Genomic DNA, 17,215 nt, shown 5'->3' with positions numbered 1-17,215 from the left:
TAAATAAAATGGCAACCACTAACACTTATTTAACTTTCAACGGCGATTGCGAAGCGGCTTTCGACTTTTACAAATCAGTATTTGGAGGCGACTTCGCTTACATGGGAAGGTTTGGCGAAATGCCCGAAGGCGAAGCGCACCAGGTTTCAGACCTAGAGAAAAACAAAATCATGCACGTTTCGCTGCCCATCGGCAAATCAATATTAATGGGAAGTGACTGCGGAACCGATTGGGCGCCCAACTTCATTCAAGGCAATAATTTTTCAGTTTCCATCACTGCCGACAGCCAGGATGAAGCTGACAAAATATTCAGCGCGCTTTCAGAAGGAGGCCGGATAACGATGCCTTTAAACAAAACTTTCTGGGGCGATTATTTCGGGATGCTGACCGATAAATTTGGGGTAAACTGGATGATGAGTTACAACGAACAAAGGCAATAATCCATCGCCTTATCAAACACCATATTTTAAAAATCAATTGTCACGCTAACTTATGCAACTTCCAACCCGGTTGAATGAAGAACGCGCCTGCCTGAATTGCGGTAAAGCAGTCAAAGGCAGGAGCGATAAGAAATTTTGTGATGATTATTGCAGAAATAATTACAATAATCAAATGAAAAGCGCCGACAGCCGGCTGATCAGAAACATCAATAACGCGCTGAAAAAGAACCGGCAATTGTTGGCTCAGCTGCTTGCCAGTGAAGCGGAAACGGTTCAAACCACCCGCGAAAAACTTATCGCACTGGGGTTTAAATTCAAATATTTCACACACCAATACACCACGCAAAAAGGCAAAACCTATTGCTACTGTTATGATCTGGGTTATCTCCCTTTGGAAAACAATCGAATTTTGGTGGTAGCAGACAAAGAAGTTTGAAATAATTTGTTCGGCCGCCTGTTAAACTCCGCTGCCCTTTTAGTGTTATATTTATTATATGCACGGATTTCATTTTTCAAAATTTGACAACAGCCAGCAGGGCAAATCGCCTTTTGAAAAGTTGTTAGATATTTTTATGCAATTGCTCACTTTTACCAGTGGAGATGTGGGCGAAGCGCTGGAATGGCTCAATCAACTTGATAAAGAATATCAGCTAACTGATGACAATTACGGTATCGGCGATTTTATAGAAGATCTCAAACAAAAAGGATATATTACTGATGATAATCAGCGGGGCGAAATTAAAATCACCCCAAAAACAGAGCAAAGCATTCGGAAAAAAAGCCTGGAAGAGATTTTCGGAAAGCTGAAAAAAAGCAGGCAGGGCGATCACAAAACCTTTAAACCCGGCCAGGGCGATGAAATCAACCCCGATACCAGGCCCTTTCAATTTGGAGATATGCTCGAACAGATCGATTTTACCGAGTCGATCCGGAACGCTCAAATCAATCACGGCGTTGAAAGCTTTTCGCTTCGCGAAGACGACCTGAGTATCAGGGAAACAGATTTTAAAACCCAAACGTCCACCGTGCTGATGATCGATATTTCCCATTCCATGATCTTATACGGGGAGGACCGGATTACGCCGGCAAAGAAAGTAGCGATGGCATTGAGCGAATTAATTACGACCCGCTACCCCAAGGACACGCTTGACATTGTCGTTTTTGGAAATGATGCCTGGCCTGTCGAAATCAAAGACCTGCCCTATTTGCAGGTAGGCCCTTATCATACTAATACCGTTGCCGGGCTCGAACTGGCTATGGATATTTTACGCCGGCGGAAAAATCCCAACAAACAAATTTTTATGATCACCGACGGAAAACCAACCTGTTTAAAGGTGGGCAAAAGGTATTATAAAAACGCGTTTGGACTCGACCGGAAAGTAGTCAACCGCTGCATGAACCTTGCTGCACAATGCAAAAAAAATAAAATCCCGATCACCACCTTTATGATCGCTACTGACCCCTATTTACAGCGTTTCGTGCAGGAATTTACCGAAATGAACCACGGTAAAGCGTACTTCGCATCGCTTGATAATTTAGGCACTTTTATTTTTAAAGATTTTGAAAGCGGCAAATCGCGCACGGTTTTTTAATGGAAGGTCAGTAAGCAACTGAACATAAAACTCCTACCCCATATTTACAAAACTTAATCCCACAGATGCAGAAAAAAAAGACATTAATGAAGGCAGATACACTCGGACAACTTATTAAAAGCGGATACCAATCAAAATCGATAAAAGAAGAAGTAAGACAAAATTTAATTGAAAAACTCAAAGACGGTTCGCCCACCTTCTCGGGCATTGTAGGGTACGAAGATTCGGTTATTCCTGAAACGGAGCGCGCCTTATTGAGTAAGCACAATATACTTTTGCTGGGCCTGAGGGGCCAGGCCAAAACGCGTATGGCGCGGCAAATGACCGATTTGCTTGATGAATATATCCCAATCGTAGCGGGCAGCGAAATCAATGATGATCCACTGGCACCGGTTTCAAAATATGCCGTGGACCTGATCGCGGCAAAAGGCGATGACACACCGATCGAATGGCTGCACCGCAGCCAGCGTTATGGCGAAAAACTGGCAACGCCCGATGTAAGTGTGGCCGACCTGATCGGCGACATTGATCCCATTAAGGCGGCCAATTTAAAATTAAGTTTTGCTGATGAGCGGGTACTTCACTACGGCATTATTCCGCGCAGCAACAGAAGTATTTTTGTAATTAACGAATTACCCGATCTTCAGGCGCGCATCCAGGTTTCTCTTTTTAATATCCTGGAAGAAGGCGATATACAAATCCGCGGTTTTAAACTGCGTATGCCACTCGACATACTATTTGTTTTCACCGCCAATCCGGAAGATTACACCAACCGCGGCTCCATTGTTACGCCGCTGAAAGATCGCATTCAAAGCCAGATTTTGACGCATTATCCAAAATCACTCGAACACGCGCTCGAAATTACCGAACAGGAAGCAGTGTTGCACGAGGATGTGGTGGACAAAGTATTGATAAGCGACTTGATAAAGCGCCTTATAGAACAGGTCGCCTTTGAGGCGCGGAGCAGTGAGTTTGTCGATAAGAAAAGCGGCGTTAGTGCACGACTTACTATTTCTGCCCGCGAAAACGCGGTTAGCGCTGCGGAGCGAAGGGCATTAATTAATGGGGAAAAGTCAACGCTGATCTGGCTTTCCGACCTGGCGGGGATCATCCCATCCATCACAGGGAAGGTTGAATTGGTGTATGAAGGCGAGCAGGAAGGGCCTTACCAGGTGGCTATGAATTTGGTGGATAAAGCCATACGCAGCCAGTTTGTGCAGTATTTCCCTGATCCGGATCAATTAAAAAAACGGCGCAATACGAGCAAACCTTCTGCGCAGCAAAAAGCAGAGGAAAACCCCTATCGTCCTATTATCAGTTGGTTCGACAAAGGCAATCATCTCAATCTGCCCTTCAATACAAAAGACGAGCACAAACTTCAGTTGCTATATTCCGTTGATGGCTTACACGCCCTGGTAAAGAAATATTTTTCTGGCGCTAATGAGCTGCAAGCAGGCCTTTTGATGGAATTTGTTTTACATGGGCTGGCGTCTTACTCACTTATTAATAAACAATTTTTCGAAAATAAAGTAGAGTTTAAAGACCTGTTTGGCAGCATGCTTACCAATAATTTTTTACAGGAAGACGATGAGATGAACTTTGATGAAGAAGCATAGCGTTTAAAAGCGTATGCTGCATTGGGCACGGCGATCGTTATTTCAAATAAAAACAGGAGGCTTTTTAATGAGAAGCCTTCTGTTTTATAGAATGTTAGTTACTCCTTTATGGCCTTCACCACCTTACTATATTGCTTACTACCATCTTTATCAATCTGCGCAATCCTGATATATAGCTGATTATCGCTATCCGGTAACCGGCTGTTTTCTTTGCCGCATCCGGCGCTGAGCCAACCCAATCCTGCTGCGATGCCCATAATAAACACGACATTTTTGTATTTATTATAACCTGTAAAGGCAAAACCCAATAACAGAACCATCCCCAACACCATCATATGGGCCGCAGCAGTGGCCGAAAACTCGTATTCGATGGAATGATCGGCATTACCATCCACCGCTTTGGAAGCAACTGTACCAATCACCTTAAAATCGATACCGTTGAAAGAAGATTCAATCTCATAGCGATCATTGTTTTGCTCATTAAGGCTTTGCCAGCGCACCCTTAAACTTCCGCCATCGTCCAGGGCGGCCTGTATATCTCCAAATATCACCGGCAGTGGCTGGGAAAAATTTAGAGTAACCGTAGCAGGTGAAGGGTCTTGCTGACCCTGCGCATCCAGCGTGGCGTAGGCAAAAGAAGTTGAGCTGGTTCCGCCGGGCGTGGTGGCGGTGGGCGCGATAGTGAGCTTAGCCGGATCATAATTACTGATGACCTGGTTGACAGTTGTGATGTCTACGCCGTCATACACCAATATAAATTGATTCGACGGCAATTGGGTAATCGCGAGCGAGCCGCCCAGCCAAGCGCCCTGCGATGGCTGATCGGTGGGGTCGCTGCCCTCAAGCGCAGGAACCGTCATGAGTGTAGGAGCACCTGTAACACTTTCGGTCTTGTTGTAAGATTGAGGCGGATCACATGCATGTTGAGGATCTGAAAGCGCCGGGGCCCTCGAATAGCCCGGCTCCTGGGGAGACCCCGTAATTGTCGGCACACCGGTTGCGCTCACGCCGCCCGTCAACATGAGTCCGGCTGTTAAATTTGCGTAGGTAAAACTGGCGCTTCCCTCGAGGGCGTCAGGACAACCATCACCATCGCTATCCGTTTCCATACTGTTCGAAATATCATCTCCATCGGTATCCATCCCACACAAATCAAAGGAGAGAAAAATATCGTCGATATTCATGGTTGTAATACCTGCATTCAAACCATAAAAATAGATACGAACCGTATAAACAACATCGGCTACCGTCGCGTACTGCGGGCTTAAAGCAATATTTTCCTTACCCACCCGATTTGCCGACCCGCCCTCATTGGTTGCCTGCACACGTGTTGCGACATCCGTGAAGGCCCCGGCGCCCGCCTGCACGGAGTAGGTGGCCGTAAAACCAGTTTGCTGAATTCCGTTTAAAAAACCCACCCAGCTAATCGCCGATGTAGCGAAAAGATCATCTAACCTGAAAGTAAATTGAATGTAATCGTTATTGGCTTTAGCCTCAGCAAGGGTGGCAGCGTTAACACCATTAAGCGTCGCGCTGCCGGCTCCCGCCACCACGGTAAGGCCCAACCCGCTTCCGGCGCTGATGGTTGAAATACCGGCTGCAGGATTCATAATGAGGTCGCGGATATTCCTATTATTGTTCGCGGTCAACGAACCGGAAGCAAAAGTGTACATCAATTGATTGCCCTGTTGCGCAGGATTGCCTCTTAAGGTGTCATTAAGTCGACCGTCGCCGTAGTATAAAGATTGGATACACCCCTCCTGCAAGTCTAAAATACCATCATTGTCATCGTCATCATCCGCGCTGTTGATAACGCCATCACCATCAAAATCATCGTTGGGTTCGTATCCGCCAATAACCTGAAGGTTACCCTTAAAATCCGATAGCTTAATGCGGTCGAAAAATTCGCCCACTTCCAAAAGCCAGTCACCGTTTTCGCCCGTTAGATTATCTGAAGCGGAAACGGCAACACCCAATCCATTCGACAACATGGCAACGGCTTCCCTACCAACCGCTCCTTTACCAAAGGCACAACCATAAATGCGTACCGGCATTCCGGAAACATTTTTTTGAGATTGAAACCAATGCAACAGGCGTTGGCCCGATAGCCATTGCCCTTCTATCAGTAGAGCGCCAGGCCTGCCATGCGACCATACAAAAAAATCGGATTTAAATGGCGCCAATTTTGCCGGCAGAGCGGCGACGATATTGCGGTTAGCTTCCGTTCTGAGGGCCTCATCTATATAGACATGTTCTGCCATGGATGCTTTTGAGACAAGCATCATCCATACGCAAAGGAACAATACGGAGGTAAACTTGCGGAAATTCATGTTAGGGAAAGAGTTTGAACAGTTCATGCTATATGGTCTTAAATTGTTAAGCTATAAGCGCCCAACTGAAATTGCTCTTGCAGCAGCAATGCATAAGTTGTGAAATAACCTGCAGGGAGAAACGGCCAACCGGCAGGTTTATCAGGCTATTTTTAGTTTTCTTGGCTCAGGCTGATAGGGTTTTCACCAGCCCAATATTTTATTGGCGGTAAAAATAAAAAACAATGTTGAAACATTTTTATATATAAAAAATAATAAATGTGTAAACATTGAAAATTCAATGTTTAGTCAATAATTTTTTTCATTCGTAATGTGTATTGATGATCAAACTTGCCTGAACAGGCAAATGATCAGAAAAATCATTAATGGGCACAGCGTGCTTTTCTACTTCTCGTAAATGCGGCTTGCTGACCAAAATATAATCAATCTGTTTAACCGCCTGAGGCGCCGGAAAAGTAAAAGTTCCCTTCGAATCAGCTGATGTAAAAAAGCGATGGAGGTATTGTATTTCTTTTGAATCTGGCGTTGCGTTTAAATCGCCTGTAAAAATAACCGGCAGGCGCTGCTCTTTTAAAAATTCTACCACCTGGCGCGCCTGCACCCAACGAGAGCTGTCGTCCAGGGCGAAATGCGCAGCAGCAAATTTTATATGACGTTTCCTTTTGACTGCAATGGTCGCAACGATCATGGCTGTAGAAGGGTTTTTACTTTTTAATAATGTCATCCGCTTTACTTCCACGCCGCGAATAGGAAATTTTGATAATATACCCATCCCATAGGCGCCGCCCTGGTACGCAAAATGCCGGGCAAAAGCATAATGCATTCCCGTCAGCCGGGCCAGTTTTTTCATCTGATCAACGTTCCCGCTACGCGTACAAACACTGTCCACTTCCTGGAGGCCAACCAACTCAGCTCCTGACGATTTTATGAACGTCGCCATTTGCTCCAGCTGATCGACTTCGTTTTTGTCGGCACCATGATGGATATTATAAGACATGACGGTAAGGCGCTGTGCAACTGTTTTACAAGAATAACCTAATACGAAAACAAGCACCGGAAGAACATATTTCATTTCGTGATGGGTTAAAGGGCTAAAAAATTTTAAAATCAATCGATGTTCAACCATTCAAAGTCAGCCGATTTAGGCATTTGATCATAGCTCGTTACTACAAGCGCGGGCGGCGCAGCCAGTTTTCTCAACACCGTGTCCATCCATGCGCCATCAAGTTGCAGCACCGCGGCCATCACGGTGTCATTTTTGGTTATCGTATGCCGCATCGAAAAGCGGCTGAAATCTTTTCTTGCTCGGGTTAATTCCATATTGATGGCAACTCTATCACCCTGCCTTATTTCTTTTCGAAATATACATTCTTCGCGAAACAGGACCGGCCCGATATGCAGTTCCTGCATCTTTGAAGTTGATAACCCATGCTCTCTCAGAAATTCGATGCGACAAAAAGCGCCCCAGTCATAATAAACACTATGGCGCAGGTGCGCATTTGCATCCAGATCCGACCACCTTACTTCGACCTCTTTTGCATAAGTAGCCATATTTTTGAGTTTTTTATTTTAATTGATTTATTTACCAGTTCCGTAACAATGTTACGACTATTTTTGCACGTCCTGATTTCCATTTGCCATCTGCGATGGCAAATGATTTTTGAAAAAACAAACAATGAAACATTCAAAATAAAATTTTCACTTTTATCATACTGAGGTATGAAAATTTTATACCTGGTAAGTTCCATTCGACCTATCAAACCATAAAAATTTTACGAATGAAAAAAACAGCTATACTTATTTTATCGTCGGCTATCGCTATGGGTGCGACAGCACAAACCAGCGCGAAGGCAAAAAGCCCTTCCGCAACTTCAAAACCGGCAGCAGCCGCTTCTTTTGAATTAAAGACGCTCGCAGATTCCGCCAGTTATGCGATCGGGCAAAATATTGCCAAATCCATTTCACAGGATTTGAAAAGCCTTAATAAAGAAGCTTTCTTGGATGCAATAAAAACGGTGTTTGATGGCAAAACATCAAAATTCACCGACGAAGAATCGCGGATGATCTTAACGCAGTTTTCTCAAATAGAGGAAGAGAACAGATCGAAAGATGTACTTGAAGCCGGCCGTGCTTTTCTTGAAAAAAACAAAAGCAATCCTAATATAAAGACTACAGCCAGCGGCCTGCAATATGAAGTGTTGCAACAAGGCGATGGCGTAAAACCCACTGCTGCCGACACGGTGGTATGTCATTATAAAGGCATGTTGACGGACAGCACCGAATTTGACAACTCTTATGATCGCGGCGAACCATTGACCATTGCCGTGGACGGCGGTGTCATTCAGGGTTGGACAGAAGGTTTGCAACTAATGCCCGCGGGATCCAAATACAGATTCTTCATCCCACAGGATCTTGGTTATGGCTTGCGCGGCGCAGGCAGCATCCCGCCCGGTAGCACGCTGATCTTCGATATCGAATTACTGGAAGTAAAAAAAGGCCAATAAATTTTTTGAATCGCTCCTTCCGGAGCGATTTTTTCTTTCCCGGGTTTTAGACCTGGAACTGCACCTGTTTTACCACGCCCATTACAAAAGTGCTCTGCACATGGCCCACATTATCGATTTGGCTTAATTTATTGACATGGAAATCGTAGTAGGCTTCCATATCTTCAGTAAGCACTTTCAACAAAAAATCGAATTCGCCGGATATACTATAGCACTCGAGAATCTCCGCCATCGACAGAATAGATTTTATGAATTTAGAACCAGCAATTTTGCTATGTTCTTTTAGCGAAACGTAGCAGATTGCCATTAATTTTTTCCCGAGCTTGTTGGCGTCGAGTATTGCCGTGTAATGCGTAATAACACCGGACTGCTCGAGCCTTTTCAACCTTTCATGAACGGGTGTGGTACTCAAATGAATGGCGCCGGCGATTTCTTTCACCGTGATGCGTGCATTAGCCTGAAGCATTTTTAACATCTCCCGGTCTTTACCATCCAGTTTAACAGGTTCAGGCAATCTTTCTTTGGACACTTTGTTTACAGGCATAAAACAGTATTTTATACTGACAAATATAATATTTCATTATTTTATACTAAAAAAATCCATATTAGCTGCATCATTCTGCTATTCACTATCTTTGCAGCTGTTTCTATTCGACGCAATTGTTATATAGCTTTCCATCATCATGATTTAAAAATGGAGGCGTTAATATCAACTTCTTATCAATTAAAAAATCATTTAAACAAGATTATGTCTAACGTTACAAAAACTCAGATCGACTTTGATCTTAAGTACAAAGTGAAAGATATTTCGCTGGCAGAATGGGGCCGCAAAGAAATCCGCCTGGCTGAAGCGGAAATGCCCGGCCTGATGAGCATTCGCGAAGAGTACGCCGCGTCACAGCCTTTAAAAGGCGCGCGTATCGCAGGTTGCCTTCACATGACTATTCAAACCGCTGTTTTGATCGAAACACTGGTTGCCCTGGGTGCGGAAGTAAAATGGAGTTCTTGCAATATTTTTTCAACCCAGGATCATGCGGCGGCCGCTATCGCAGCCGCAGGCGTTGGTGTTTTTGCCTGGAAAGGACAAACGCAGGCTGAAGCCGACTGGTGTATTGAGCAGACTTTATTTTTTGGAAGCGCCGACCGTCCTTTGAATATGATTTTAGACGACGGTGGCGACCTTACCAACATGGTGTTGGATGTTTACCCGGAGCTTGTGCAGCATGTAAAAGGTATTAGCGAGGAAACAACCACGGGTGTGCATCGCCTCTATGAGCGCGTTGCAAAAGGCACTTTACCGGTTCCATCCATCAACGTAAACGATTCTGTAACGAAGTCTAAATTTGACAACAAATACGGTTGTAAAGAATCTTTAGTAGACGCTATTCGCCGTGCTACCGATGTGATGCTGGCAGGAAAAGTGGCCGTAGTAGGCGGCTATGGCGATGTAGGAAAAGGATCAGCCGCTTCTTTAGCGGGTGCAGGTTGTCGCGTCATCGTTACCGAAATCGATCCTATTTGTGCGCTTCAGGCCGCTATGGATGGTTTTGAAGTTAAGAAAATGATCGACGCTGTAAAAGAAGCCGACATTGTTGTTACGGCCTCCGGATGCCGCGACCTTATCACAGGCGAACATTTTCAGGCGATGAAGGATAAGACGATTGTTTGTAATATCGGGCACTTTGATATTGAAATTGATGTTGCCTGGTTGAACGATAATTTCGGCAATACAAAAGACACGATCAAACCTCAGGTGGATATTTATAATGTGAACGGAAAGGATATCATTCTGCTGGCTGAAGGCCGTCTTGTAAATTTGGGTTGCGCTACAGGCCACCCCAGTTTTGTTATGAGCAATTCTTTCACAAACCAGACGCTGGCACAGATTGAATTATGGACCAACCACGATAAATATGAAAACAATGTTTACGTGTTGCCCAAACACCTGGATGAAAAAGTTGCCCGGCTGCACCTTTCAAAAATTGGCGTCGTACTGGACGAATTGACCGACAAACAAGCCGACTACCTGGGTATTCCAAAAGAAGGGCCCTTCAAGCCGGAATTATACAGATACTAATAAAACGAACGTTTTATTTTTATATCAAACGAAAAGCTGTCTCGGGGGAGGCAGCTTTTCAATTTTTAAAAAGTTGGCGACGAAAATAAAAAGAAAACTTTTTGTAACCCAGTGCAACCGGATTGTAATTGTAATGGTCTTATTTCCAATCCAAATACATGATTACTACTGCCACCGGAAAAATGAAGATACTGCTTTCGATTTTTTATATAATCGCTTTCGGATCCTGCTCCTCCATTCGCAGCATAGACAAAAACGCCAATAAGCTATACCAAACCTTAATGGGAAACTGGATCGTGAATAGCCGGATACCGCCACCCGAAGCCCACGTAGCAGCTAAAAGAACGTTGCCGCGCGGAAATATCACCTTTTACCCCAACAAGACTTTTATGTATAAAACGCGTCACCAGCGCTATCGGGGTTCTTGGGAGATTGTAGTAAGCGGCAGCCAATATCCCATTTATCAACTCGAGCTAGCATTCGCAGACTTCGGCAAAACTCAAATGTTTACACTCTTCTATTTTAATAATAGAAAAATCAAGTTTAAAACTGATGACCGATCGGTCGCCAATGTTTTTACAAGATAAAAACAGGTAAATTTTTTCTTAAAAAGGAAATTATTTTTAATGCATATAAAAATAATTTCATACTTCAGCTCGATACCTGTATGCGGTAAATACGCGGCTGGGAACGACCAAAAACAAACTACCAAAACCTTCAAAATAGATTTTTCAAGCTCCGGTTTATTACCATTCGTATAAATATATTATTTAATAAATAAAATATTTTATATGAATTTTTAATTCCCTGTTTTATAACAAATTAAAGCGGGCCGCCAACAACTTTTTTTATAGATTTGTGTTGAAGAGGTAAATAATTCCTTTGGTCTTATTGAGTTTATGAAATTAAAACTGGTACATATCATCGCTTGTTTTTTGTTATCACTTTTTGCATCGAAAGAAGTGTCAGCAGAAATGCGTCTTTTTAGTGCCGAGCAGAAAGAAATATGTACCGATTGCGAGTCGCGCAGCGCTGAAAACAGCACGGAAGAACGCAGCGGCGAGCAAGAACAAAAGCTCCTTGCAGAGCCTATTCAATTACCTATTCTTATTGCCGGCTTTTCAATGGCCGGTTCCGCCTATTATCCCGGCGCTATCCCCACCATCCACCTGGGTATTGTCACCCCACCTCCCGAGCAAGCCTAAGACGAATTTTTAGCCATCTGCCGTAGGGTTCAATATCGGTCATATACACGGCTTCATTTCGACATTTTACATTTTCCCAATTGTATTACCCGTAGGGGTAACAAACCTTATCAAATTAAATCCAATGAAATGACCAAAAAATAGCCGTCTTTCGACATGCAGGCATGTGGTCATTAAAAACAATAAAAGACAAACTCATGAAAAAAGTATTTATAGCATTCGCTTTTGTTTTTGTTTCAACATTTTCTTTTGCGCAGGTAACTGAACCGCAAAAATTGATCAAACTTGGCTCTGACGCGCATTTTATCGAGGAACTCAATCTCGAACATGGTAAACAGTACGGCTTTTTAGCGAAAGACCTCCAGGAACTTTTTCCCAGTTTGGTAAAAGAAAAAAGAATCAGCGAGCGCTTTGGTAAAAACGCTTACCGCACCAAAGTAATAAAAGTGATCGACGAAAAAGCATTGATCCCCGCTTTAGTTTCATCAATAAAAAAGCAAAATGTAGAACTTCAGGATCTTCGCAAGAGGCTGGTGACAATCGAACAAAAAATGTAGTTCGAGCCTTAAATATTAAAGCTTTGAAAGCCGCCCCAAACAAGGGCGGTTTTTTATTGCAACCAAAAACCAAACAACGCCGTCAAATAGCTATAAATGATATTGTTATGAAAGCCCTATTGATGCTGCTCATCCCGATCGCCCTGGCAGGTTGCACCAAGCACAAACTTCAAAAATTTAACAACCGCATCGTCGGCGACTGGAAACTGGTTGAGATCAATACTTTTGGGCTCGGCAGCAGCCACATCGTTTTCAATGGCGGAAGTTTTAGTTTTAACAGCGACAACAGCGCGGTTTATTATCACAGCGGAGACACCTATCGCGGAGATTGGTTTATTGACGCTTACACTTATACGGATGGCGAGGGTGACAGCGACACCGAGTTTATTTTGAGTATTGATGTCGCCAAAGGGAGCTACAGAAAGTTTGATAGTTTTGAAATTCCGCGTTTTGGCAATGCCAACCGTTTCAAAGCCAAGGTGAGAAATGGCTTGAATACGGTTACTTATATTTTTGAACGCCGGTAATTAAAAATCGATGATCATTTTTACGGCCATCAACCGATTGCTGATCAACGGATGGTTGATCCGCTGGAAGCCCAGCGTCGGCCTTAGACGCAGGGCAGCCTTTTTATATTTTTTTGAAGAAGCAGACAGCAATACGGATGTAACCCCGGAAGCGACAGCGACCGTTGCAAAAAGCGCCGCGTAAACGCCCTCTTCAAGCCCTTCCAAAAAGCCGTCCGGATTTTCATTTTGCCGGGCCTCCGCGATAATGAACAGGGTTGCCGATGCGGCGCCGGCGCCGATGGCGACATACTTTAATGTTTTGGCAGCTTTTTGCTTTCGCTCCGCCTTCGTGATATAGGTTTCGTATAAGTCAGAGTTGCGTTTTAAGCTGTCTTCGGTTACATGTTGAGCCCTTATTTGAAAACTCAATAATAAGCCCGCGGCAGCGAGCAGTAATAATTGTGTAGTCATAGAATGAATATTAGCGTGTATTAAAATTAAGAAAAATAAATGGCGGTCCGGTGCAATGTGATTGTTAAAAACCAACAATCGGGTATAAAACTTGTGTAATGTTTTTTAAAAAATCATCTTATAACCGTGTGATCGATCACTTTGTATAAAATTTCAATCATGAAAAAAATACATTTTGCGCTGCTGCTGATATTTGCTATCGCAGCTGGATGCGCTTCGCAACAAAATAGTTCACAATCGTCGGCAGGCGTTGACTATAATCGTTTGATCGACGAGCAGCGCTACACATTTGTGGCGCAGACGGTCATTCCTACAGAAGATAGCCGGTTCAATCCAAGGTTTATGTTTCCTAATGGAAATAACCTCTACCAGCTTACCTCGGGTTATGACCTGAAGGTAACACCTGATTCGGTATCAGCGTTTCTTCCTTTTTTCGGCCGCTCGTTTACCGCACCCATCGATCCGAACAAAGGAGGGATCAAGTTCACTTCTACCGATTTTGATTACAAGAAAACGATCCGCAAAAAAAACCACCAGATCACGATCACACCGAAGGATGACCGCGACGTCAGGAGTGTTTATATCACGGTTACGCCTTCGGGCTACGCATCCGTCCAGATCCTGAGCGTTAACCGCACGCCTATTTCTTTTAATGGAAGGATTGAACCCAATGAGTAAGCCCTTATTAATTGATTATAAACAACTGTTAGTAAAATCGAAGCCAGCCTCCCCGTTCAGAAAAGCAAAAGATTGTAAATTTGCCGGATGGTGGATTTTGATAAAAAGCAGCTACGTATTGCAGTTTTGGATTTGAATGCCGGGTATGCGAACCAGGGCATGCGCTGTATTAATGAAATCGTGCACACATGGGCGTCCAAGCGTAACTACAATATTGTTTATGATGTATTTGACGTGCGCGTAAAAAATGAAATTCCGGATCTGTCTTATGATATATTTATCTCCAGCGGCGGCCCCGGCGATCCGCTGGTTAGCAGGTTTGACGATTGGGATATTGAATGGAACCGGTGGTTGGGCGAAGTCATTCGCTGGAATGACAACCCCGACAATACTCAAAAGAAATTTGTGTTTTTGATTTGCCATTCTTTTCAGTTGGCGAGCCGCTACTTTAATGCGGGTTTACTTTGCAAACGCAAATCGACTTCCTTTGGCGTATTCCCGATGCATATTATGCCCGAGGCCATCGGCGACCCGGTATTCCGCAATTTAAAGAATCCTTTTTTTGGTGTGGATAGCCGCGATTTCCAGTTGATACAGCCCAACTTAGACCTGCTGCATGAAATGGGCGCTTATATTACCTGTTTAGAAAAGGAGCGGCCGCATGTACCTTACGAAAGGGCTGTAATGGGCATTCGGTTTAGCGATTATATTTTTGGAACCCAATTTCACCCTGAAGCAGACGCAGCGGGCATGAGCAGCCATTTTCAGAATGAAGAAAAACGTGCCGTTGTAATCGCCAACCACGGTGAAGCCAAGCTCAACAGCATGCTTGAACACCTGGAAGATCCTGACAAAATCCACTGGACCAATAAAAACCTGATCCCCAATTTTCTAAATGAAGCTTACAGCCATTTGATGGTGGAAGCGATGGCAGAGGTGTAAAACAAACATAAAAAAACTACCATATCGTCTTTCTGATTTCTATTCTGACCGGTCCTGTAACATTAGCTTGAGGGTAGAAAAAATAATACATAAACTCCGTTAAATAAAAATAATCTGTTGTCAATCCATTATTATAGTAAAGAATTATTTCAATTGCTTCATTTTCAGGCCACGGCTCAGAGCCATCTCCAATGGCGGCGGCAGCCTCCAAGTAGGCATTTGGACCGAATTCAAAATATGAAGCGTAAGATGTCGTAGAAGGGTAGGAAAGATGATCTAGCATATTGGCACTATCTCTTAAAACTAGTATAACGTCAGAGGTATAGTTAACAATTGTGACATCATTTGTGTTCAGCTTTGTTTCAACCCTGCTGGGACGGTAAAAAAATTGCACATCTTCGTCGCTATTTTGGATGCTACCAGAAGTATTGAAACATAGGTTTAATAAAAATAAAAAAAGAGTAAGTGTTTTCATTGATCTTGTTTTTAAGTTAAATGAATAAATTAAAACTCTACAAATTCTTCGTCGTAATTTTTAAGCCAGTCTACGCCTTCAAATCCCCAACTATCCGCAACAGGAACTCGAATCCAATAAAATATCGTTCTCGCCATGCTTGAACTTGTTATAAGTAGCTGCGTTTTGCTAGGATCTGCAGGAGCTGCTGTAAAACTACATGGTAAGAGAGGTTCAGTTATCCATGAAAACGGTCCCGCCAACGTAAGTGGATAATTTGATTTACCTGCGGCATAATTACTGAATTTCCCACCAAATGCATCATTACACGGCCAATAACCGATAATATTATTCTTTTTTGGATGATCTGCCAATATATCTTTAAGACATAAAGACGATACAATCTCCGCATCTGTGAGCGCTGTATTGAATATTCTCACATCAGATAGTCCATAGGTTACCGGATTATAACCCGGGTCTGCGCCCCATCCAAATGTAAGCGGACCGCTGTTAGCAATATCACCCCAACTGGCACCTAAATTAACGTTTGCAGACTCTTTAATTCGCATATCATCTGTAAAACGTTTCACCCACCGGCTGCCCGCACTATCGTAAAAAACAACCGTTAATGTATGCCAATTCCCATCGGCATAGGGACCTGTTGGAGCACCCTGTATTCTTCTTTCTCCACTTGTGGTTGATCTAACAGAAATAGACCAATTACCTCCACCCGAAAAAATAGACCATCCTGAAGTACTTGGCCACCTGCTCATTGTTGATACCCAGTGAGGATAATTTCCAAAACCAGTACCTTTCATTTTAAACTGAATTGTCTGTTCTCCATTTCCGACGCTATAGAGCCCGTTGTCATCCAAAGCCTGCGCTTTTACTGTATTTCCGTCCCTTCCTTTAATTTCAACGATTGAGTGATCAGCCCTTCTAAATTCCCCCTGCTTAAATTTCTCATTGTAAAACATTACAAGCGACGTGTTCTCCTTGCTGGTTCCACCGCCATAATTATTTCCTACTCCCCCATGTGTATTGGTAATAATTACCAGCCACTCCTCATTTTTATTATACTCAGGCCTTGCTTTTAAGGCGGTCATGATTTCTCCTATATAGCTATCAACTTTGGTGATCGCATCTTTGTAGCCCGTGTTGCTTGAAGTGAAACCACCTGACTTACCCGCAATAGACGGACTATTAAAATGAAGCACCATATACTCGGGATTTTTATTTTTGAGTCTCGCAATCGCCGAATCTTTCACACCTTGATCACCAGTAGCAATAACCGGGTCTAAAACCTCCGGCACCACTCTTTCGACCAATGTTGGCCATGAAGAAATAAAGCTGGTACGCAGGTTATTTTTATTGGCCGAAGAAAGAATATAAGAAAACATGGAAGGATAATAGGAAGGCGCCCCACCGTGAGAGTCTTCGCCTTCCGGCGGGGTGTAAATAAATGTGCTGTCCTTAATTTTATGACGCCCATAAGATACCCCCGATACCAATGTCTTCCAGGAAGCTGCATCGGTAGATATTTCATCGGTTACACCGTCCCATTGAAATTTTGCGTGAGCTAACATGCCTGTGATAGTGGGCGGCGCGATGGTTTTAACCTCGCTGCTTACTGCTCCGTCAATACCGATGAGCAAGACCCTTCTACTGGTAATGGTGTTAGTTGTGTCTAAATCATCCTCAAAAAAAGGAGGAGGATCAGCATATTTTTTACATGAACTAAGCATTCCGGTAAAGAGAACAGTAACGGCCAGGAAACCTGGAATTAAATATTTTTTCATCCGTATATATTTTTGGTTCGCAGCCCTGCTGCGTTTTTTTA

General features: G+C 43.5%; 19 protein-coding genes. 12 read left to right on the top strand and 7 right to left on the bottom strand.

The window, feature by feature from the left end; genetic code table 11:
• Positions 1-8 precede the first annotated feature (8 nt).
• The 4 genes from ABDK00_RS05735 to ABDK00_RS05720 all read left to right on the top strand — a co-directional run bounded on the left by ABDK00_RS05735 (position 9) and on the right by ABDK00_RS05720 (position 3,648).
• Positions 9-440, top strand: a complete 432-nt coding sequence (locus ABDK00_RS05735) for a VOC family protein (protein ID WP_346238923.1) — start codon at positions 9-11, stop codon at positions 438-440.
• Between the two features lie 52 nt (positions 441-492).
• Positions 493-876 (top strand): DUF2116 family Zn-ribbon domain-containing protein, encoded by a 384-nt coding sequence (locus ABDK00_RS05730; protein WP_346238922.1) that lies wholly within the window; start codon positions 493-495, stop codon positions 874-876.
• Positions 877-934: 58 nt separating this feature from the next.
• Positions 935-2,032, top strand: a complete 1,098-nt coding sequence (locus ABDK00_RS05725) for a vWA domain-containing protein (RefSeq protein ID WP_346238921.1) — start codon at positions 935-937, stop codon at positions 2,030-2,032.
• Between the two features lie 86 nt (positions 2,033-2,118).
• Positions 2,119-3,648: a magnesium chelatase gene (locus ABDK00_RS05720; RefSeq protein WP_346238920.1), complete on the top strand. Its 1,530-nt coding sequence runs from the start codon at positions 2,119-2,121 to the stop codon at positions 3,646-3,648.
• 98 nt (positions 3,649-3,746) lie between these two features.
• Here the strand turns inward: ABDK00_RS05720 and ABDK00_RS05715 are convergent, their stop codons facing one another.
• From ABDK00_RS05715 to ABDK00_RS05705, 3 genes are all read right to left on the bottom strand, one after another.
• On the bottom strand, positions 3,747-6,005 hold the full coding sequence (locus tag ABDK00_RS05715) for a DUF4347 domain-containing protein (protein WP_346238919.1): 2,259 nt from the start codon (positions 6,003-6,005) through the stop codon (positions 3,747-3,749).
• A 274-nt stretch (positions 6,006-6,279) separates the two neighbouring features.
• The gene (locus ABDK00_RS05710; RefSeq protein WP_346238918.1) at positions 6,280-7,050 is read right to left on the bottom strand and encodes an endonuclease/exonuclease/phosphatase family protein; all 771 of its coding nucleotides are present in this window, start codon (positions 7,048-7,050) and stop codon (positions 6,280-6,282) included.
• Between the two features lie 35 nt (positions 7,051-7,085).
• Positions 7,086-7,529, bottom strand: coding sequence for an acyl-CoA thioesterase (locus ABDK00_RS05705; protein WP_346238917.1), 444 nt, complete (start codon positions 7,527-7,529; stop codon positions 7,086-7,088).
• 227 nt (positions 7,530-7,756) lie between these two features.
• Between ABDK00_RS05705 and ABDK00_RS05700 the strand changes: the two genes are divergently transcribed.
• Entirely contained in the window at positions 7,757-8,482 is a 726-nt protein-coding gene (locus ABDK00_RS05700) for an FKBP-type peptidyl-prolyl cis-trans isomerase (RefSeq protein WP_346238916.1), read from the top strand.
• 46 nt (positions 8,483-8,528) lie between these two features.
• Here the strand turns inward: ABDK00_RS05700 and ABDK00_RS05695 are convergent, their stop codons facing one another.
• A complete protein-coding gene (locus ABDK00_RS05695; protein WP_346238915.1) occupies positions 8,529-9,026 on the bottom strand; it encodes an Lrp/AsnC family transcriptional regulator in 498 nt (165 codons plus the stop codon).
• A 204-nt stretch (positions 9,027-9,230) separates the two neighbouring features.
• On the opposite strand from ABDK00_RS05695, the gene ahcY reads away from it, so the two are divergent.
• From ahcY to ABDK00_RS05670, 5 genes are all read left to right on the top strand, one after another.
• Positions 9,231-10,559, top strand: coding sequence for an adenosylhomocysteinase (gene ahcY, locus ABDK00_RS05690; protein ID WP_346238914.1), 1,329 nt, complete (start codon positions 9,231-9,233; stop codon positions 10,557-10,559).
• A gap of 158 nt (positions 10,560-10,717) precedes the next feature.
• The gene (locus ABDK00_RS05685; RefSeq protein ID WP_346238913.1) at positions 10,718-11,146 is read left to right on the top strand and encodes a hypothetical protein; all 429 of its coding nucleotides are present in this window, start codon (positions 10,718-10,720) and stop codon (positions 11,144-11,146) included.
• Positions 11,147-11,458: 312 nt separating this feature from the next.
• Positions 11,459-11,764 (top strand): hypothetical protein, encoded by a 306-nt coding sequence (locus tag ABDK00_RS05680; protein ID WP_346238912.1) that lies wholly within the window; start codon positions 11,459-11,461, stop codon positions 11,762-11,764.
• 197 nt (positions 11,765-11,961) lie between these two features.
• Positions 11,962-12,321 carry a hypothetical protein gene (locus ABDK00_RS05675; protein WP_346238911.1) on the top strand — a complete coding sequence of 120 codons (360 nt, stop codon included), beginning with the start codon at positions 11,962-11,964 and terminating at the stop codon, positions 12,319-12,321.
• A gap of 107 nt (positions 12,322-12,428) precedes the next feature.
• Complete coding sequence (locus ABDK00_RS05670) at positions 12,429-12,848, top strand: hypothetical protein (protein WP_346238910.1); 420 nt, start codon at positions 12,429-12,431, stop codon at positions 12,846-12,848.
• Here ABDK00_RS05670 and ABDK00_RS05665 read toward each other — a convergent pair whose 3' ends face one another.
• Positions 12,849-13,301 carry a hypothetical protein gene (locus ABDK00_RS05665; protein ID WP_346238909.1) on the bottom strand — a complete coding sequence of 151 codons (453 nt, stop codon included), beginning with the start codon at positions 13,299-13,301 and terminating at the stop codon, positions 12,849-12,851.
• Between the two features lie 159 nt (positions 13,302-13,460).
• On the opposite strand from ABDK00_RS05665, the gene ABDK00_RS05660 reads away from it, so the two are divergent.
• Both ABDK00_RS05660 and ABDK00_RS05655 read left to right on the top strand, forming a co-directional pair.
• Entirely contained in the window at positions 13,461-13,979 is a 519-nt protein-coding gene (locus ABDK00_RS05660) for a DUF4251 domain-containing protein (RefSeq protein ID WP_346238908.1), read from the top strand.
• An 87-nt stretch (positions 13,980-14,066) separates the two neighbouring features.
• Positions 14,067-14,921, top strand: a complete 855-nt coding sequence (locus tag ABDK00_RS05655) for a glutamine amidotransferase-related protein (protein ID WP_346238907.1) — start codon at positions 14,067-14,069, stop codon at positions 14,919-14,921.
• Positions 14,922-14,937: 16 nt separating this feature from the next.
• Here the strand turns inward: ABDK00_RS05655 and ABDK00_RS05650 are convergent, their stop codons facing one another.
• Together ABDK00_RS05650 and ABDK00_RS05645 are read right to left on the bottom strand one after the other, a co-directional pair.
• Positions 14,938-15,396, bottom strand: a complete 459-nt coding sequence (locus ABDK00_RS05650; protein WP_346238906.1) for a hypothetical protein — start codon at positions 15,394-15,396, stop codon at positions 14,938-14,940.
• A 29-nt stretch (positions 15,397-15,425) separates the two neighbouring features.
• Complete coding sequence (locus ABDK00_RS05645; RefSeq protein ID WP_346238905.1) at positions 15,426-17,174, bottom strand: alkaline phosphatase family protein; 1,749 nt, start codon at positions 17,172-17,174, stop codon at positions 15,426-15,428.
• Positions 17,175-17,215: the final 41 nt, after the last annotated feature.

The organism is Niabella insulisoli, from assembly GCF_039652435.2.
In the GTDB taxonomy this organism is placed as follows: domain Bacteria; phylum Bacteroidota; class Bacteroidia; order Chitinophagales; family Chitinophagaceae; genus Niabella; species Niabella insulamsoli.
This window is presented reverse-complemented; position numbering and strand designations above follow the sequence as displayed.